The following is a 17113-nucleotide window of genomic DNA, read 5'->3' as shown; positions in this document are numbered from 1 at the left end:
TCCTCACGCCCTGGGCTCGGACGGTCGGCCCGGCTACTTCTCGGCCGCCCGGAGCCGGTCGCTGACCGTACCGAGGCTCTCGGCGAGCACCACCAGCTGCTCGGGGGTGAGCACGTCGATCAGGACCTCGCGGACGGTGGCGACGTGGCCGGGGGCGGCCTCCCGGAGGACTCGCCAGCCCTGGTCGGTGATCTCGGCGAAGACGCCGCGGACGTCGCTCGGACAGGAGCGGCGGCCGACCAGGCCGGACTTCTCGAGCTGGGTGACCTGGTAGGTGAGGCCGCTCTTGGAGGTGACCAGCCGGTCGGCCAGGTCGGTCATCCGGAGCGCGCCGTCCGGCGCGGCGGAGAGCTGCACCAGGATCTCGTACTGGGTGTGGGAGAGCCCGGCACTCTCCTTGAGCTGCTGTTCGAGGCGGCGCTCGATCAGATTGCTGGCGGCCACGAAGCCCCGCCATGCCGCCATCTCGCGCTCGTCCAACCACCGGGGTTCGTCCATGGTCCTATCGTACCCAGTTGTTCAAATTCGAACCAAGGTGTACCGTGGTCACCATAGGGTTCAAATTTGAACTAGCAAGGACCACAGGAGTAGCCATGTCCGTCCGTCGCCTGAACCACGCCGTGCTGTACGTCCGCGACGTGGCCCGTTCCGTGGCCTTCTACACCGACACCTTCGGCTTCAAGGTCGACGTCGAGATCCCCGGCCGGGCCGCCTTCCTGAGCGCCGCCGAGACGCTGAACGACCACGACCTCGGCCTGTTCTCGGTCGGCGCCGCCGCACCGGCGCAGCCGCGCGGCGGGGTCGGCCTCTACCACCTCGCCTGGGAGGTGGGCACGCTCGGCGAGCTGGCGGAGATCGCCGAGAAGCTCACCCGGCGGGAAGCGCTGGTCGGCGCCACCGACCACGGCGTGTCGAAGTCGCTGTACGCCCAGGACCCGGACGGCATCGAGTTCGAGGTGATGTGGCGGGTGCCGCGCGAGGAGTGGGCCTCGCTCGACAAGGCGAACATGCGGCGGCTCGACCTCCAGGCCGAGATCGACCGCTGGGGCACCGAGCTGAAGACCGGCGCCGCGGCCGGCTCGGCCACCTGACCAGCGGTCACCTGAGCAGCAGTCACCCGAACAACCGGCAGGGCCGGCCGTCGACCGACGGCCGGCCCTGCTGACGATCACTCAGCGGCGGAAGGCTCAGTAGCCGACCGCGTCGCCGCCCACCGCGAAGGCGTCCTCGCAGAGCGACTCGGCGTCGCCGCCCACGGCCGCCGCCGGGCCGACCGCCAGCGCGTCGCCACCGACCGCGCCCGCGAAGTCGACACCCGTCGCATCGCCACCGACGGCACCGGCCGCACCGGCGGCGTCCACGTCACCGCCGACCGCCAGGGCGTCGCCGCCGCCGTGCGTGATGGCGTTGCCGCCGACCGCCAGCGAGCCGTGCGAGTGGCGGCAGGAGTGGGCCGAGGCCGTGCCGGCGCCGATGAGCAGCGCGCAGCCACAGATCGCGGCGGCAGCGGTGATCTTGGCAAGGGTCGTACGCATGAATCCTCCAAGTTGGTACGAGACGCCTGAAGGATCGGCACGGCACGCCCCGAGCATGAGGCGGGTTGCGCCCCGTCACCCGTCCGGCCCACCGTTTCCCCCCGACCGGAGCACCGTCCACGAACGAGGCGGCTCAGTAGTTCCAGGGCCGCTGCTCGCCGGGGCGGATCTCGGCGGCGAAGTCGTCCGCGACCATGGCGATCACCGCCCGGCCCTCGATCCGGGCCAGCCAGTGCTGCGGCAGCCGGACGTCGCCGTGCTGGGCGCCGAGCAGGTTGCCGCAGATCGCGCCGGTGGAGTCGCTGTCCCCGGAGTGGTTGACCGACAGCAGCAGGGCGGCCTCGATCGGGGTCCGGGGCGGCTTCGGCTCGCAGACCGTCCCGCCGCTGCCGACGTGGAAGGTCTGGTGCCGGGTCCTGGCCAGCGCCGCGTACACCGCGATGGCCAGCGCCTCCTCCGCCACCCAGCCCGCGCCCAGGCTCTCCAGCTTCGCCGCGCTCGCCTCGCCGTCCCGGGCCAGCTCGTACGCGGCCCGCAGCGCGGTGCTGGTCTCCTGGTGGCCCGGGTAGCGGCCGAGCAGGTCCAGCGTGCGCAGCACCGCGCCGGTCGGTGACTCGCCCTCGACCAGCAGGCTGACCAGAGCCGCGAAGGCACCGGCCGCGTAGTAGCCGGTCGGGTGGCCGTGGGTGATCTTGGCGCAGTTGGCGGCGAGTTCGAAGGAGTGCTTCTCCCCCAGGCCGGTGAAGCCGAACGGCGCCGAGCGCATCACGGTGCCGCAGCCCTTCGAGCCCGGGTTCACCGGGCCGGGCTCGCCGGTCAGCGGCGCGTACGGGTCCGGGGTGTGGCCCGCCCGCAGGCCGGACAGGCAGGCGTTGCCGGGCGCCCGCCGGGCGTACAGCCACGGCTCCTCGCGCAGCAGCCCGGTGCGGTGCCGCAGGCCCTCGGCGGGCGGCGGGGCCGGGTGGTCCTGGGTGTCCAGCCAGCGCAGGTAGGCGTCGTGTACCAAGGCCGCCTCCGCGCCGCCGATGCCCTTCGCCTGGGACCGGCGGTAGCCCGCCAGCCGTCCCTCGGCGGTGAACAGGGTCATCTGGGTGTCGTCGGTGATCCGGCCGACCACACCGTCGTAGTCGGGCACCAGCCCGGTCACCCCGGCCTCGCCGTACTTCGCCCGGATCGCGTCCAGCGACAGGAACTCCACCGGGTTGCCCAGCGCGTCGCCGATCGCCCCGCCGAGCAGACACCCCCGGACCCTCGATCGGTACGCCGTCAGTTCTCCCCAGGACTGCTGCTGCACCTGCGTTGACTCCTCAGTCGGGCCTGATGTTCTGGTTGAGCCGGAACAGGTTATCCGGGTCCCACTGCCGCTTCAGCGCCTTCAGCCGCAGGTACTTCGCCTCCCCGTACGCCTGCCGGACCCGCTGCTCGCCCTCCTCCATCAGGAAGTTGACGTAGACACCGGTGTGGTGCGGTGCCAGCGCCGTCCACAGGCCGCGGGCCCAGGTCCGCTCCTGCTCGAAGCCCTCGGCGTCCGCGCAGGTGCCGTTGATGTTGAAGGTGTGACCGGCCTGCCGACCGCCGACCGCGGTCTCGTCCTCCCCCACCCGGGCGATCGCGCCGCCCAGTTGGAAGATCGGGAAGCTGGTGAGCGGGGAGGTGATCCGCGCGGCGTGCTCGGCGGTGATGTCGATGACCTGGTCGGTCAACTCGGCCACGTCGCAGGACTTGAAGTAGTACCAGCGGCCGGCCGGGAAGGACGGGTCAAGCATCGCCTGATGCTCGGTGAACGGCTTGGGCCGGCACAGGTCCGCCACCGGCGGGCCGAACCGCCGCAGCGGCCGCAGCACCTGCTCGCCCCGGTCGAGGTCGCCCGCCCAGCAGCAGATCACCATCGCCACCCGCCGGCCGTGCAGCGCCGCCGGGATCTCCGGCAGCGGCGGCGCCTTGCGGTGCACCACCGCCGTGGTCAACTCGTCCGGCACCTCGGTGATCCAGTCCCGGTAGAACCGCAGCAGCCGGGCCGAGTCGGCCACCGGCCAGATCAGCGGCCCGGCCAGCACCGTCGGGCCCACCGGGTGGAGGCGGTACTCGAACTCCGTCACCACCCCGAAGTTCCCGCCGCCGCCGCGCACGCCCCAGAACAGCTCCGGGTTCTCCGTCGCGTCCGCCCGTACCGTCCCGCCGTCGGCCGTGACCAGGGTGACCGCGAGCAGCTGGTCCACCGTCAGCCCGTACTTGCGCATCAGCCAGCCGATGCCGCCGCCCAGCGTCAGCCCGGCCAGCCCGGTGTGGGTGACGATCCCGGACGGCACCGCGAGACCGGCCCGCTGGGTCTGCTGGTCGAGCTCGCCGAGCAGCACCCCGGCCTGGGCCCGGACCGTGCGGGCCTCGGCGTCCACCGTGATCCGCCTCATCGGCGACAGGTCGATGACGATCCCGTCGTCGCACAGCGACTGGCCGGAGAAGCTGTGCCCGCCGCTGCGCACCGCGACCGGCAGGCCGCTCGCCCGGGCGAACCGGACGGCGGCGGCCACGTCCGGGGCGCCGGTGCAGTAGGCGATCAGGGCGGGCCGGCGGTCGATCGAGCCGTTCCAGATCCGCCGGCTCTCGCCATAGTCCGGCTCACCCGGCCGGACCAGTCGTCCTCGGAACGAGCTCCGCAGCCCGCCGAGGAGCGTCTCGTCGATCACTCCGTGGTTGCCGCTCATCACCGTGTCCTCACGACGGCCCCTGTCCTCCAGTCTGGCATCGGGCCCGGCCACCCGCCGTCTCACCCGTCCGGGCACGCCCTCTGTCGCCGGGCCGGGCCGGACGGGCAGAGTGACCGTATGCAGACTCCACTCACCGTGCTGGACTTCCTTCGCCGGGCCGAGACGGTCTACGGCGACCGGATCGGCCTGGTCGACGAACCGGACCAACCCGCCCAGTCCTGGGGCGACCTGAGCTACCGTCGGATGGCCGAGCTGGCCCGGGCCCAGGCCGCCGGGCTCGACCGGCTGGGCATCGGCCCCGGCGAGCGGGTCGCGATCGTCTCGCACAACTCCGCCCGGCTGATGACCGCGCTGTACGGGGTGAGCGGCCACGGCCGGGTGCTGGTGCCGGTCAACTTCCGGCTGAAGGCCGAGGAGGTCGCGTACATCGTCGAACAGAGCGGCGCGACCGCCCTGTTGGTCGACCCCGAGCTGGACGCGGCGCTGGCGGGCGTGCCAGTGCGGCACCGCTTCGTGCTCGGCGCCGAGAGCGACGCCCTGCTGTACGACTTCGAGCACGCCCCGGTCGAGTACCCGGTCGACGAGTCGGACACCGCGACGATCAACTACACCAGCGGAACCACCGCCCGCCCCAAGGGTGTTCAGCTCACCCACCGCAACCTCTGGCTGAACGCGGTGCTGATGGGCCTGCACTTCGGCGCCAGCGACCGGGACGTGTACCTGCACACCCTGCCGATGTTCCACGCCAACGGCTGGGGCCTGCCGTTCGCGCTCACCGGCCTCGGCGCCCGGCACATCGTGCTGCGCAAGGTGGACGGCGCGGAGATCCTGCGCCGGATCGACCGGCACGGCGTCACCTACCTGTGCGGCGCACCGGCCGTGGTGACCGCGGTGCTGGACGCCGCCGCCGACTGGGACGGACCGGTGCCGGGCCGGGACCGGGTCCGGATGATCGTGGCCGGAGCGCCGCCGCCGACCTCGGTGGTGGAGCGCGTCGAGGCCGAACTCGGCTGGGAGTTCATGCAGTTGTACGGCCTGACCGAGACCGCCCCGATCGTCACCGTGAACCGCGGCCGGGCCGAGTGGGACGCGCTGCCGCCCGCCGAGCGAGCGGAAAGGCTGGTGCGGCAGGGCGCGCCCGCGCTCGGCACCGAGCTGCGGGTGGACGAGGAGGGCGAGGTGCTGGTCCGGTCCAACACCGTACTGGCGGGCTACTGGGAGCAGCCCGAGGAGAGCGCGGCGGCGCTGCGCGACGGCTGGTTCCACACCGGTGACGGTGGGGTGCTGGAGGACGGCTACCTGAGCATCTCCGACCGGAAGAAAGACGTCATCATCAGCGGCGGCGAGAACGTCTCCTCGATCGAGGTGGAGGACTGCCTGTACTCCCACCCCGCGGTGGCCGAGGTCGCGGTGATCGGGGTGCCGGACACCAAGTGGGGCGAGACGGTCAAGGCGCTGGTGGTGCTGCGGGACGGATCGGCGGGTGACGAGGCCGAGTTGATCGCGCACTGCAAGGAGCGGCTGGCGGGCTACAAGGCGCCGACCTCGGTCGAGTTCCGCTCGTCACTCCCCCGGACCACCACCGGGAAACTGCAGAAGTTCCGGCTGCGCGAACCGTACTGGGCTGGCCGGGCCAAATCCGTCAACTGACTGTCCTCTGAAGGAGCACCTCATGGTCGATGTCACCGCGCTGCTGAACGATCTCCGGGACGAGAGCGCCGCCCTGGACGCCCTGGTCGCTGGCCTGGACCGGGACGGCCTGGCCGTCCCGACCCCGGCCGAGGGCTGGACGGTCGCCCACCAGATCGCCCACCTGGCCTGGACGGACCGGTGGTCGCTGCTCTCCTGCCGGGACGGCGAGCGGTTCACGGCCGAGGTGCTCACGCACTACGCGACCGTCCCGGACCCGGTGGACGCGGGGGCGGCCGAAGGGGTGGGCGAGGACCCGGCCGCCCTGCTGGCCCGCTGGCGGGCCGGCCGGGCGGAGCTGGCGGGTGAGCTGGTGGCGGCGGCCGCCGACGACCGCCGGCTCCCCTGGTTCGGCCCGCCGATGAAGGCCGCCTCGATGGCCACCGCCCGGCTGATGGAGACCTGGGCGCACGGTCAGGACGTCGCCGACGCGCTCGGCGTGACCGTGCCGCCGACCGACCGGCTCCGGCACGTGGCCCATCTCGGTGTCCGCACCGTGGGGTTCGCCTTCGCACTGCACGGGCAGCCGGTGCCCGAGACTCCGATCCGGGTCGAACTGACTTCCCCGTCAGGTGAGTTGTGGACCTGGGGACCGCCGGACGCGGCCGACTCGGTCCGCGGCCCGGCGCTCGACTTCTGCCTGCTGGTCACCCAGCGTCGGCACCGGGACGACCTGGCCCTGGTGGCCACCGGACCGGTCGCCACCGCCTGGCTGCCGATCGCCCAGGCTTTTGCCGGGAATCCCGGAAAAGGGCGATAAACCTTTCTGCCCGCATTAATTGACACTCAATCAATTCACTCTTGCGAGCGATATACAGATTCGTCGACGAATGATGGACTCTCCGTCATGAACCGACGCCTCGGCATTTCCGCGCTCGCCGCCCTGCTCACCCTCGCCACTCCGCTGCCCACCGCCCAGGCAACGCCTCGAACGGCCACCGGGGAGGTCAACGCGTTCTTCGAGGAATACCGCCTCGCGGTCCTCGGCGAAATCGACGAATACCCCAAGGAGATCCGCGCCAAGACCCTCCCGCCCCCGCTGAACGCGGAACTCGACCGCTGGTCAGCCACCCACCACGGCGCCGACCCGGTCTTCCGCGCGAAGAACATCCCGCGGACCTGGTCCGTCCGCGCCTTGTCCAGCTCCGAGGTGGCGGTCACCGAGACCTGGTACGAGGGCGGCACCCAGGAGGTCCGCTTCACCGTCCGCCCGACCACCCTGACCATCACGGCCGTCAACGACCCGCCTCAGAGGACCAGCTGACGCAGCGCCGGTTACCGCCCCGAAACGGCTCGGGCACCCTGCGCTTCACACGCACTCCCTAACGTCACCGCTCACAGACCCGATCGACAGGGAGCGGTGCATGACCGACACCTCCACCCAGGCCCCCGAGCTCGCGGGCGCCCCACGCCGCTCGTACGCCAAGTCCGCCGCCGACGAGAGTCTGGAGGACTATTCGCTCCGCTATGCGCCGCACTCGTTCCGGCGCTGGTCACCGCTGTCCGTGGCCTCCACCGCGCTCGGTGGGATCGCCTATCTCGCGGACTACGCGATCGGCGCCGGGATCGTGATGTCCTACGGCTTCACCAACGCGCTCGCCGCCATCCTCACCGCCGCCACCCTGATCTTCCTCACCGGCATCCCGATCTCCCGCGCCTGCGCGGCCAACGGTGTGGACATGGATCTGCTCACCCGGGGCGCCGGGTTCGGCTACTTCGGCTCCACCCTGACCTCACTCGTCTACGCCAGCTTCACCTTCATCTTCTTCGCCCTCGAAGGCTCGATCATGGCCCAGGCGCTGCACGAGGTGCTGCACCTGCCGCTGGCGATCGGGTACTTGGTGACCACGCTGGTGGTCATTCCGATCGTGTTCAAGGGCATGTCCTGGATCTCCAAGCTCCAGGCCTGGACGCAGCCGCTCTGGATCCTCGGCCTGGTCGGCCCGTTCGTCATCCTGGCCTTCCACTCCCCCGGCACCTTCGCCGAGTTCACCCACTTCGGCGGCACCCAGGGCGCCGGGTCCGGCTTCACCCTGCTCGGCTTCGGCCTGGGCACCGGCATCGCGCTCTCGCTGATCGCCCAGATCGGCGAGCAGGCCGACTACCTGCGCTTCATGCCGAAGCGCACCCCGGAGAACGCCCGCCGGTGGGACTTCGCGGTGCTCGCGGCCGGTCCCGGCTGGGTGGTGATCGGTGCGGCCAAGCAGCTCGGCGGCGCGCTGCTCGCCTTCGCCGCGCTCGACGTGGTGGGCAACGCCAAGGCACTGGAGCCGATCGCGCCGTACGTCGAGTCGCTGCGACCGTGGTTCGGGGCGGCGGCGCTGCCGCTGGCCGGGCTCTTCGTGGTGGTCTCCCAGGTGAAGATCAACTCGACCAACGCCTACTCCGGCTCGCTGTCCTGGTCCAACTTCTTCTCCCGGCTGACCCACCGTCACCCGGGCCGGGTCTGGTACATCTTCCTCAACTGCGGTGTCGCGCTGCTGCTGATGGAGCTCGACATGTTCAGCGCGCTCGGTTCGCTGCTGGGCTTCTACTCCAACGTCGCGATCGCCTGGATCGGTGCGGTCACCGCCGACCTGGTGATCAACAAGCCACTCGGCCTGAGTCCGAAGTACATCGAGTTCAAGCGCGCCTACCTGCACCCGGTCAACCCGGCCGGCTTCGGCGCCATGTGCATCGCGGCCGCCGTCTCGATCTGCGCCTTCTTCGGCTGGTTCGGCGAGTACGCCGAGGCGTTCAGCCCGTTCATCGCCCTCGCCCTCGCCATGGTCTGCAGCCCGCTGATCGCCTGGGCCACCAAGGGCCGCTACTACCTGGCCCGCCCCAACCCGAACGCCGAGTCGACCTCCGCCGAGACCCTCGCCTGCACCGTCTGCGAGGGTGCCTACGAGATCCCCGACACCGCCGACTGCCCGTTCCACCAGGGCACCATCTGCTCGCTCTGCTGCAGCCTGGACGCGGACTGCCACGACGCCTGCACCAAGTCCCCCGCCGGCGGCCCGGTCCTGCTCGGCATGCCGACCACGCGCGGCTGAGCCCCCGCTTGACCGGGCGACCCCGGTTCGGTCCCGCCGGGTGGCGGACCAGGGTCGCCCGATCGGGTCGGCCCTCACTCCCCCGGGTGACGGTGGCTTGGCGCCCGGCCCGACCGGGGTCAGGCTGGGCCCCATGACCGTCAGCGCACCGTCCCGCCGCCTGCTACCCGTCGCCCTGGGCCTGGCCGCCGCCGTGTGCGTCGTCCTGCCGGCCCCCGCCTCGGCGCGGGTGTTCCCGCCCCAACCCACCCGCTCGTCACTACTGCTGACGGTCAGTCCGGGCCCAGTGGTCTCGGCCGCAGCGACCACGGCCACCCTGACCTGCGACGGTCAGCCCGGCGGGTCGCACCCCACCCCCGCCACCGCCTGTGGGGCGCTCACCGCGGCCGACGGCGACCTCGACCAGCTCGCCGGTCTCCCGGGCACGGCCTGCGCCGCCGTCTACGACCCGGTCACCGCCACCGCCGAGGGCAGCTGGCGCGGGATCCCGGTGAAGTGGGCCAGGACCTTCGGCAACGCCTGCGAACTCCGGGCCGCCACCGCGCCGGTGTTCTGACCTCGCCCAGCCTGACGGAGCGTCAGACCGCGCTCCGCCCGCCCACCACCAGCGCCGCCACCAGGCAGCCGAACCCCGCCGTCGCGGAGACCGTCCGGACCGTGTTCCAACGCACCCAGGTGCTCTCGAAGGTCTCCCGGACCGCCGCCAGATCCGGGATCTTGTCCAGCGAACCGGCCGCCGCCAGCTGGTCGTTCAGCGGCACGTTCACCGCACCCGTGACCGCCAGCACCACCAGGTAGAGCACCGCCGCCGCGATCAGCCACGGCAGCAACCGCCGCTCGCCGCCCCGGAACTGGAGCACCACCGCCAGCAGCGTGAACACGATCGCCCCGAGGAAGACCAGCATGAACCAGCCGTTCAGGATCGCCACGTTGATCCGCTGCATGGTCTCCACGAAGGTCCGGTCGTCGGCCTTGGCCAGCCCGGGCATCACCGAGCAGGAGTAGGCGAAGAACAGGCCCGCACTGAGCCCCATCGTCAGCGTCGCCGCCACCAGTACCGCACCTCTGAAGCCGGTCATCACACACTCCCCGTCGTCAACTCTCGCTGTCTGACGCCCAGTCAACCGCCGTCCGCCACCCGGGCACCATCCCTGATCCACTCGACCGCATACGCGGGCGTCCAGGGCACGCCAGGGCAGGCTCTAGACTCGGGCGCCATGGACGCACTGGCCGGACTGCTCGCCGGGCCGAGGGCCCGAGGTGCCTTTCTGCTCCGCTCGGTCCTGGCCCCGCCGTGGGCGATCCGGGTCGAGGACCGGGCACCGCTCACCCTGGTCACCCCGGTCCGCGGCACCGCCTGGATCCTGCCGGACCACGGCGCCCCGGTCCGGCTCGCCACCGGGGACGTGGCGATCGCCCGGGGCCCGGAGGCGTACGTGCTGGCCGACTCCCCCGACACCCCGCCCCGGGTGGTGATCCACCCCGACCAGAGCTCCACCACCCCGGACGGCGCGGAGCTCTGCGAGACGATGGCCCTCGGCACCCGCACCTGGGGTGACACCCCGGACGGCCCGGACGTGCTGATCAGCGGGACGTACCAGCTGCGCGGCGAGGTCAGCAGGGGTCTGCTGGACGCGCTGCCCCCGCTGCTGGTGGTGGCCGCCGACTCCTGGCACTCGCCGCTGATCGACCTGCTCGGCGAGGAGATCGGCCGCGACCGTCCGGGCCAGGACGCCGTACTGGACCGGTTGTTGGACCTGCTGCTGATCGCCACCCTGCGCACCTGGCTGGCCCGCCCCGAGTCGGACGCGTCGGCCTGGTACCGGGCCCACACCGACCCGCTGGTCGGCCACGCGCTCCGCCTGCTGCACGGCGACCTGGCCCACCCCTGGACGGTGGCCGGCCTGGCCGCCGAGGTCGGTGTCTCCCGGGCCGCGCTGGCCCGCCGGTTCGCCGAGCTGGTCGGCGAGCCGCCGATGTCCTACCTCACCGGCCGCCGGCTCGCGCTGGCCGCCGACCTGCTGCACGACCCCGCCGCCACCCTGGGCAGCGTCGCCCACCAGGTCGGCTACCGCAGCCCGTTCGCCCTCTCCACCGCCTTCAAGCGCGTCCACGGCATCAGCCCGCAACAGCACCGCTCGGCCTGAACTGTCGGCGCCCACCGCTAACTTCGCCGGCATGGGTATCTATCTGGTGAGCACGGACCCGGCCGACTGGTCCGACGAAGAGGCGCTCCGGCCGACGGCCGTGGCCCTCGACGCGGAGCTGGCCCGGCTCGGGCTGGCGCCGTTCGCCTTCGCTCCGTCCGACCACGGCTTCGAGGAGAAGCTGCACCGCCCGATGGCGGGCTTCGACCTGCTCTGCCGCTCGCTGACTGCCGATCAGTCCCCGCTCGACTGGGACGTGCTGCTCCCGGCGGCCCTGCCCGAAACCCTCGTGCTGCCGGTGCCGTCCGCCTACTCCGACACCACCACCGTGCGGGCCGCCCTCCCGGTCCTGCACGGGCTCCGGGCCCTGGCCGCCGCCATCGAGCTCCCCGTCGAGCACCTGCCCCACGCCGGCGAGGGCCTCGCCCTCGGCCACTGGTTCGACAGCCCCGAAGTCCACCGGCATCCCGGCCGCTGGCGGGCGGACCCGGACACCGCCTACTACACCGCGCTCTACCTGCGCGCCGCCGAACACGCGCACCGCACCGGCTGCCCGATGCACTACAGCTGACCGGCTACGCGGTCCTGGGCGCGGCGGTCGCGGTTGCCGGGCGAAACTCGGGCGACAGCATGCCCCGGCACTCCCTAGCATCGGGGCGCCCCTGTCGCGCCTGCCGATTGGTCCTCCCGTGAAACAGCTGCTTCCCGCCGTGCTCCGGGAGGAGCGGCAGTTCGCCCAGCTGTTCGCCGGGCAGGCGCTCTCGCTGCTGGGCGACCGGGTGGCGATGGTGGCCTTGCCCTTCGCGGTGCTGTCGGTGGGCGGATCGGCCGCCGACGTCGGCCTGGTCGGCGCGGCGGGGCTGCTGCCGACGCTGCTGTTCACCCTGGTCGGCGGGGTGTGGGCGGACCGCTTCCGGCGGCACCGGATCATGCTGATCTCCGACCTGGTGCGGTTCGCCGCCCAGGGCGCGGTGGCCGTCCTGCTGATCACCGGGGTGGCCGAAGTGCCGCACCTGGTGGTGCTGATGGCGGTCTTCGGCACGGCCGATGCCTTCTTCATGCCCGCCGCCACCGGCCTGCTGCCGCTGGTGGTGTCGCCCGAGCGGCTGCGCGAGGCGAACGCGCTGCGCGGTCTGGTGCTGTCCTCCGGGATGGTGGTCGGCCCGGCGGTGGCGGGAGCGCTGGTCTGGCTGGCCGGTCCCGGCGGGGCGCTCGCGCTGGACGCGGTCAGCTTCGCGGTGAGCGCCGCGTTCCTGCTCCGGCTGCGGCCCCGCCCGGCGGTTGACGAGGTGTCGGGCGGCAGCTTCCTCGAGGAGCTGCGCGACGGCTGGCGGCACGTCAGGTCCCGTACCTGGGTCTGGTCCGGCATGGCGGCGATGAGCGTCTACCACGTGGTGGTGCTGCCCTCGATCTTCGTGCTCGGGCCGGTGCTCTCCGAGCAGGAGTGGGGCGGCGCGGCGGGCTGGTCGGCGGTGACGGCCGCGTTCGGGATCGGCTCGGTGGCCGGCGACCTCTGGGCCTACCGGCTGCGCCCGGCCCGCCCGCTGGCGCTCGCCGCCGCCGCGCTCGCGGTGGCCTCCTGCCAGGCGCTGATCATCGGTGCCGCGCCCTCGCTCGCCGTGGTCGCCGTGCTGGAGGCCGTCACCGGCGTGGCGGTCTCGCTGTTCTTCGTCCTGTGGGAGACCAGCCTGCAGACCCACATCCCCGAGCAGGCCCTCTCCCGGGTCAGCTCCTACGACAACCTGCTCTCGGCCGGCCTGATGCCGCTCGGCCTGCTGGTGGCCGGGCCGGTCGCGGCCGCGGTCGGACTGCGCCCCACCCTGTACGCGATGACCGCGATCGGTGTCCCGGCCGCGCTGCTGTGGCTCTGCGTCCCGGCCGTCCGCCGGCTGCCCGACCGCGCCGAAGCAGCCGCCCCGGCCGAACCGGCCGAACCGGCCGGGGCAACCGAGGTGGCCCCGGCCTGAGGTCGCGTCAGCGCGGCCCGCGCAGCACCGGGCCGAGCACCGACGGGTGGAACAGCGAGGTCGGCGGCGTGACCAGCGACATCACGTGCTGGAACCGGTCGCAGACGTGCGCGTCCACGGTGGCCCGGGCCAGCACCCGGTCCAGGTAGCGGTGCTGGAAGCGGATCAGCGCACCGGACGGACCACCGGCGGTGGCGGCGAACCGGACGTCCTCGGTGGAGGACATCACCCACGGGTCCTTGGTGACCTTGGCGATCGCCTGCCGAGCGGCACCCGCCGCGGCCGGACCGATGCCCCCGTGCCGGGACACGGCGACGCCCAGCGCGCGGGCGCTCATCGCGGCGACCGTGATGCCCTGGCCGTACACCGGGTTGAAGGTGCAGGCGGCATCGCCGAGCGCGATCAGCCCCTCCGGGGAACGGCGTTCGTAGCGGCGGCGCACCCCGGGGCCGGGGCGGAAGCCGCGGACCTCGCCGACCGGTTCGGCCTCGGCGAGCAGCTCGCGCAGGGTCGGGTCGCGCAGCAGGTCGAGCTGCTTGCGGAAGCCCTCCTCGCCCGGCCCGGGCTCGGCGCCGCGCATGCCGCCGACGCTGACGATCCAGCGGTCGCCCTCGACCGGGAGCAGCACGGCGAGGTACGGGTCGTCGGGCGCCTTGGTCTGGATGTACAGCGCCTGGTGGCGGAACTCCACCCCGGTCGGCCGCTGGAAGATCCGGCTGGAGTACGCGACCCCGGCATCGACACGCTCCTCCGGGACGGCCGGGACGCCCAGCGCGGCCAGCCACCCCGCGACCGAGGTGGACCGGCCGGAGGCGTCCACCACCAGCTCGGCCGGCAGCTCGCGGACCTCCCCGTCGGTGCCGCGCTCGCGGATCCGAACACCCGTCACCCGCCCGGCGCTGCCGAGCAGTCCGACCACCTCGGTGCCCTCCAGGAACTCCACCGAGGAGTCCCGGCGGACCCGGTCGAGCACCACGTGGTCCAGCACCGGCCTGGTGCAGGAGAGGAAGACCAGTTCACTGCGGTGCTCGGCCATCCAGCCCGCCGAGCTGAGCCAGCGCAGGTCGCTGGCCAGCGGCACGCTGACCGCCCCGGCCGCCTGCAGCTCCGCCCGGGAGCCCGGCATCAGCTCCTCCAGCACCTGGTGCCCGGCCGCCAGCAGCAGGTGGGCGTGCCGCCCCTGCGGCAGCCCGGCCCGGAAGTCCGGCTGCTCGGGGTAGCGGTCCCGTTCGACCACCACCACCCGCTCGGCCGCGTCCCGCAGGGCCCAGGCCGCCAGTGTCCCGGCCAGCCCGCCCCCGATCACCACTGCTGTGCCCCGACCCGAGATCGTTTCGCCACCCATCCGGCCATCCAACCGCAGACGGCCGCCCCGCCGCCAGGGGGCGCCCGACGGCGCATTCCCGGGTGACGGAGCGGCCCTCCCACGACCCTTGACGACGGCTCAGGTCTTGAGCCCGATCAGGCCGACGAAGATCGGCCCGGTCAGCGGGAGCAGGAAGTTCGAGATCGTGTACGTGATCGTGTAGCCGAGCATCGGCACGCTGCTCTGGGCGACGTTGCTGACCGCGGTGATGGCGGGGGTCGAGCACTGCTGGCCCGCGATGGCGCCGATCAGGATCGGCTTCTCGATCTTCAGCAGCTTGCGCCCGATGAACAGCCCGAGGAAGGCCGGTACCAGCACCATCGCGATCCCCGACAGCGGCAGCAGCAGCGGGTACTGCTTGAGCAGCGGACCGGCGTCCGGGCCCGCCGCCATGCCGGTGACGGCGATGAAGATGGACAGGCCGAGGTCCTTCATGGTCTGCGCGGCCACCGGCGGGTACGCGCCGAAGGTCGGGCGCTGGGCGCGCAGCCAGCCGAACACCAGGCCCGAGATCAGGCAGCCGCCGCCGGTGCCGAGCGAGAGATTGGCGTCCCCGGCGTGGATGGTGATCATGCCGAGCAGCACGCCCAGGCAGATGCCCAGGCCGATGTAGATCCAGTCGGCGCTGTCGGTGCGCACCTTGGCGCCGACCGCCTTGGTGAACCGCTCGACCTTGGAGCGGGTGCCGACCACGGTCAGCGTGTCGCCCTGGTGCAGCTCGGTCTCGCCGACCGCCGGGATGTCCTGGTCGACCCGCTGGACGCCGGTCAGGTAGATGCCCTCGGTGGCGGCGGTCTCCCGCTCGCGCAGCTGGGTGACGGTCTGTCCGGCCACCTTCCTGTCGGTGATCACCACCTGGCGCACCGTCAGCGGGCTGTCCAGCCCCGGCACCCCGGAGGTCTCCGGACCGAGCTCGTGCCCGGTCTCCCGGACCGCGTCCCGCAGCCCGACCACCAGCACCCGGTCACCCCGCTGGAGCTTCAGTCCCGGCTCGACCTTGAGCACCTGCTGCCCGCGCTTGACCCCCTCGATCGAGGCGTCCTGCCGGACCGCCTCCTCCAGCTGTTGCAGGCTGGACCCTTCACCCTGCGAGACCAGGTAGGTCCGGCCCACCAGGCCGGGCAGCGCGGCCGTCTCCCCGGCCTCCAGCCCGCCGCCGGCGCCGCGCATCTTGTCCCACAGCTCGCGGGAGGCCTCGGCCAGGTTGATCCGCATCAGCATCGGGAAGAACTGACTGGTCAGCAGGACGATGCTGATCAGGCCGAACAGGTAGCAGACCGAGTACGCGGTGGCGACGTGCGCCTGCAGTTCGGAGGACTGGTCCGCGGTGATCCCCGGCAGCTTGCCGATCGCCTCCTGCGCGGTGCCGACCACCGCCGACTCGGTGGCCGAACCTGCCAGGATGCCGGCCGCCGTACCGACGTCGAGCCCGCCCATCTTGGCGATGCCGTAGGCCATCAGGATGACGACCACGGCCTCCATCACCGAGAGCACCCCGAAGCGCAGGCCCTTGGCGTTCAGGTTGGCGAAGAACTGCGGCCCGGCCAGGTAGCCGAGCGAGAAGATGAAGAGCGCGAACGCCACGTTCTTGACGTCCGCGTTCACCCCGACGTGCTGCGCACCGATCAGCATCGAGACGATCAGCGTTCCGCAGATACCGCCGAGCTGGATCGGCCCGACCTTGAGCTTCCCCACCAGGTAGCCGAGTGCCAGACAGGTGAACAGGGCCAGCACCGCGTTCTCGCGCAGCAGACTCATTCCATGGACCTCCGTACGCCTGGCGGTGATGATCGTCTACTGCATCAGACCCCAGCACGGCGCCCCGGGCCCGCCCGCGCTGCCGAACGGGTGACGGCCGGTCAGCTGTCGCGGTGTCAGCTCGGGGTGGCTCAGACGGCGACCCGCAGCGGGGCGAGCCTGATGGCGACCAGGTTGGTGGCACCGTGCCGGCGTTCGACGGTGCCGTGCACCAGCAGGCCGGCCCGGTCCAGGGCGGTGCGGCGCTGCGGTTCCCAGACGTGCCGGTTGCAGACCACGTTGATCAGACCGGCTCGTCCTCCAGGCTGAGGAAGAGGACACCGCCCGCGGTGGGCGGCCGCTGGCGGTGCGTCACCAGCCCGCCGACCAGGACCCGGGTGCCGTGCGGGACGCTGCCCAGCCGGTCGGCGGGGACCGCCCCGGCATGGTCCAGGTCGCCGCGCAGGTGCTGGACGGGGTGACTGGTGGCGGAGGTCCCGGTGGCCCAGAGGTCGGCGATGGTCTGCTCGACCGGGGTCATCGCGGGCAGCGGCGGCGCCTGCGCGCCGGGCGCCGTCCCCGGGATGCTGTCGGGGTCGGTGCCCGCGAACACCCCGGCCGACCAGAGCGCCTGCTGCCTGGTCAGCCCGAAGCAGTCGAAGGCCCACTGTCTTGCTGCGGGAGCGCGTGCAGCCTCTGGTGCACGCCGCGTACGAACACGACCCCAGGCGGGCCTTCCGGATCCTTCACCGCGCGGACGTGTCCACGTCCATGACCCGCGCTCTGGTCCAGGTCGTACGGAGTTTCCATGCTGCCGGCCCCGGTCGAGGACCGAGCGGTCTGCGCGTCTCGTCGCGGGACTGCCGCTTCAGCACCGAGGAGGTACCACCGCTGCTGCCGCAGACCTGGTTCGACACCCACTTCACCAA

The 17113-nt window shown here is 72.4% G+C and carries 18 protein-coding genes; 9 read left to right on the top strand and 9 right to left on the bottom strand.

The features are described 5' to 3' along the window. Positions 1 to 33: 33 nt before the first annotated feature. Complete coding sequence (locus tag F4556_RS29700; RefSeq protein WP_184921490.1) at positions 34 to 498, bottom strand: MarR family winged helix-turn-helix transcriptional regulator; 465 nt, start codon at positions 496 to 498, stop codon at positions 34 to 36. Between the two features lie 95 nt (positions 499 to 593). Here F4556_RS29700 and F4556_RS29695 point away from each other — a divergent pair, with 95 nt between their 5' ends. After that, positions 594 to 1091 carry a VOC family protein gene (locus F4556_RS29695; protein WP_184921489.1) on the top strand — a complete coding sequence of 166 codons (498 nt, stop codon included), beginning with the start codon at positions 594 to 596 and terminating at the stop codon, positions 1089 to 1091. Positions 1092 to 1187: 96 nt separating this feature from the next. Here F4556_RS29695 and F4556_RS29690 read toward each other — a convergent pair whose 3' ends face one another. From F4556_RS29690 to F4556_RS29680, 3 genes are all read right to left on the bottom strand, one after another. Further along, entirely contained in the window at positions 1188 to 1535 is a 348-nt protein-coding gene (locus F4556_RS29690) for a hypothetical protein (protein WP_184921487.1), read from the bottom strand. Between the two features lie 133 nt (positions 1536 to 1668). Next, positions 1669 to 2829: an ADP-ribosylglycohydrolase family protein gene (locus tag F4556_RS29685; RefSeq protein WP_184921485.1), complete on the bottom strand. Its 1161-nt coding sequence runs from the start codon at positions 2827 to 2829 to the stop codon at positions 1669 to 1671. A 13-nt stretch (positions 2830 to 2842) separates the two neighbouring features. Next, positions 2843 to 4240, bottom strand: a complete 1398-nt coding sequence (locus F4556_RS29680) for an FAD-binding oxidoreductase (RefSeq protein ID WP_184921483.1) — start codon at positions 4238 to 4240, stop codon at positions 2843 to 2845. A gap of 120 nt (positions 4241 to 4360) precedes the next feature. On the opposite strand from F4556_RS29680, the gene F4556_RS29675 reads away from it, so the two are divergent. The 5 genes from F4556_RS29675 (at position 4361) to F4556_RS29655 (ending at position 9523) form a co-directional block, all read left to right on the top strand. Further along, complete coding sequence (locus F4556_RS29675; protein ID WP_184921481.1) at positions 4361 to 5893, top strand: AMP-binding protein; 1533 nt, start codon at positions 4361 to 4363, stop codon at positions 5891 to 5893. A 22-nt stretch (positions 5894 to 5915) separates the two neighbouring features. Further along, on the top strand, positions 5916 to 6692 hold the full coding sequence (locus tag F4556_RS29670) for a TIGR03084 family metal-binding protein (protein WP_184921478.1): 777 nt from the start codon (positions 5916 to 5918) through the stop codon (positions 6690 to 6692). Positions 6693 to 6779: 87 nt separating this feature from the next. After that, on the top strand, positions 6780 to 7196 hold the full coding sequence (locus F4556_RS29665; protein ID WP_184921476.1) for a hypothetical protein: 417 nt from the start codon (positions 6780 to 6782) through the stop codon (positions 7194 to 7196). Positions 7197 to 7296: 100 nt separating this feature from the next. Continuing rightward, positions 7297 to 8967 carry a purine-cytosine permease family protein gene (locus F4556_RS29660; protein WP_184921474.1) on the top strand — a complete coding sequence of 557 codons (1671 nt, stop codon included), beginning with the start codon at positions 7297 to 7299 and terminating at the stop codon, positions 8965 to 8967. A 133-nt stretch (positions 8968 to 9100) separates the two neighbouring features. Beyond that, positions 9101 to 9523 (top strand): SSI family serine proteinase inhibitor, encoded by a 423-nt coding sequence (locus F4556_RS29655; protein ID WP_184921472.1) that lies wholly within the window; start codon positions 9101 to 9103, stop codon positions 9521 to 9523. A 22-nt stretch (positions 9524 to 9545) separates the two neighbouring features. On the opposite strand, the gene F4556_RS29650 is transcribed toward F4556_RS29655, so the two are convergent. Beyond that, complete coding sequence (locus F4556_RS29650; RefSeq protein WP_184921471.1) at positions 9546 to 10046, bottom strand: anthrone oxygenase family protein; 501 nt, start codon at positions 10044 to 10046, stop codon at positions 9546 to 9548. Between the two features lie 138 nt (positions 10047 to 10184). Here F4556_RS29650 and F4556_RS29645 point away from each other — a divergent pair, with 138 nt between their 5' ends. The 3 genes from F4556_RS29645 to F4556_RS29635 all read left to right on the top strand — a co-directional run bounded on the left by F4556_RS29645 (position 10185) and on the right by F4556_RS29635 (position 13081). Then, positions 10185 to 11114, top strand: coding sequence for an AraC family transcriptional regulator (locus F4556_RS29645; protein ID WP_184921469.1), 930 nt, complete (start codon positions 10185 to 10187; stop codon positions 11112 to 11114). A gap of 31 nt (positions 11115 to 11145) precedes the next feature. Beyond that, positions 11146 to 11685: a hypothetical protein gene (locus F4556_RS29640; RefSeq protein WP_246511119.1), complete on the top strand. Its 540-nt coding sequence runs from the start codon at positions 11146 to 11148 to the stop codon at positions 11683 to 11685. 118 nt (positions 11686 to 11803) lie between these two features. Then, entirely contained in the window at positions 11804 to 13081 is a 1278-nt protein-coding gene (locus F4556_RS29635) for an MFS transporter (protein ID WP_313068814.1), read from the top strand. 7 nt (positions 13082 to 13088) lie between these two features. Here F4556_RS29635 and F4556_RS29630 read toward each other — a convergent pair whose 3' ends face one another. From F4556_RS29630 to F4556_RS29615, 4 genes are all read right to left on the bottom strand, one after another. Further along, a complete protein-coding gene (locus F4556_RS29630) occupies positions 13089 to 14426 on the bottom strand; it encodes an NAD(P)/FAD-dependent oxidoreductase (protein WP_184921467.1) in 1338 nt (445 codons plus the stop codon). A 99-nt stretch (positions 14427 to 14525) separates the two neighbouring features. Next, a complete protein-coding gene (gene aspT, locus F4556_RS29625) occupies positions 14526 to 16205 on the bottom strand; it encodes an aspartate-alanine antiporter (RefSeq protein WP_184921465.1) in 1680 nt (559 codons plus the stop codon). Positions 16206 to 16336: 131 nt separating this feature from the next. Then, positions 16337 to 16483: a hypothetical protein gene (locus F4556_RS29620; protein ID WP_184921463.1), complete on the bottom strand. Its 147-nt coding sequence runs from the start codon at positions 16481 to 16483 to the stop codon at positions 16337 to 16339. A 5-nt stretch (positions 16484 to 16488) separates the two neighbouring features. Beyond that, the gene (locus F4556_RS29615; protein ID WP_184921461.1) at positions 16489 to 16797 is read right to left on the bottom strand and encodes a hypothetical protein; all 309 of its coding nucleotides are present in this window, start codon (positions 16795 to 16797) and stop codon (positions 16489 to 16491) included. Positions 16798 to 17113 lie beyond the last annotated feature (316 nt).

Source organism: Kitasatospora gansuensis, from assembly GCF_014203705.1.
In the GTDB taxonomy this organism is placed as follows: domain Bacteria; phylum Actinomycetota; class Actinomycetes; order Streptomycetales; family Streptomycetaceae; genus Kitasatospora; species Kitasatospora gansuensis.
This window is presented reverse-complemented; position numbering and strand designations above follow the sequence as displayed.

Excerpts from the sequence above, each read along its gene's own strand:
- F4556_RS29655 (WP_184921472.1), top strand. The coding sequence starts at position 9,101 with ATGACCGTCAGCGCACCGTCCCGCCGCCTGCTACCCGTCGCCCTGGGC.
- F4556_RS29675 (WP_184921481.1), top strand. The coding sequence starts at position 4,361 with ATGCAGACTCCACTCACCGTGCTGGACTTCCTTCGCCGGGCCGAGACG.
- F4556_RS29670 (WP_184921478.1), top strand. The coding sequence starts at position 5,916 with ATGGTCGATGTCACCGCGCTGCTGAACGATCTCCGGGACGAGAGCGCC.
- F4556_RS29680 (WP_184921483.1), bottom strand. The coding sequence starts at position 4,240 with ATGAGCGGCAACCACGGAGTGATCGACGAGACGCTCCTCGGCGGGCTG.
- F4556_RS29640 (WP_246511119.1), top strand. The coding sequence starts at position 11,146 with ATGGGTATCTATCTGGTGAGCACGGACCCGGCCGACTGGTCCGACGAA.
- F4556_RS29665 (WP_184921476.1), top strand. The coding sequence starts at position 6,780 with ATGAACCGACGCCTCGGCATTTCCGCGCTCGCCGCCCTGCTCACCCTC.
- aspT (WP_184921465.1), bottom strand. The coding sequence starts at position 16,205 with ATGAGTCTGCTGCGCGAGAACGCGGTGCTGGCCCTGTTCACCTGTCTG.
- F4556_RS29645 (WP_184921469.1), top strand. The coding sequence starts at position 10,185 with ATGGACGCACTGGCCGGACTGCTCGCCGGGCCGAGGGCCCGAGGTGCC.
- F4556_RS29630 (WP_184921467.1), bottom strand. The coding sequence starts at position 14,426 with ATGGGTGGCGAAACGATCTCGGGTCGGGGCACAGCAGTGGTGATCGGG.
- F4556_RS29695 (WP_184921489.1), top strand. The coding sequence starts at position 594 with ATGTCCGTCCGTCGCCTGAACCACGCCGTGCTGTACGTCCGCGACGTG.
- F4556_RS29650 (WP_184921471.1), bottom strand. The coding sequence starts at position 10,046 with ATGACCGGCTTCAGAGGTGCGGTACTGGTGGCGGCGACGCTGACGATG.
- F4556_RS29690 (WP_184921487.1), bottom strand. The coding sequence starts at position 1,535 with ATGCGTACGACCCTTGCCAAGATCACCGCTGCCGCCGCGATCTGTGGC.
- F4556_RS29700 (WP_184921490.1), bottom strand. The coding sequence starts at position 498 with ATGGACGAACCCCGGTGGTTGGACGAGCGCGAGATGGCGGCATGGCGG.
- F4556_RS29660 (WP_184921474.1), top strand. The coding sequence starts at position 7,297 with ATGACCGACACCTCCACCCAGGCCCCCGAGCTCGCGGGCGCCCCACGC.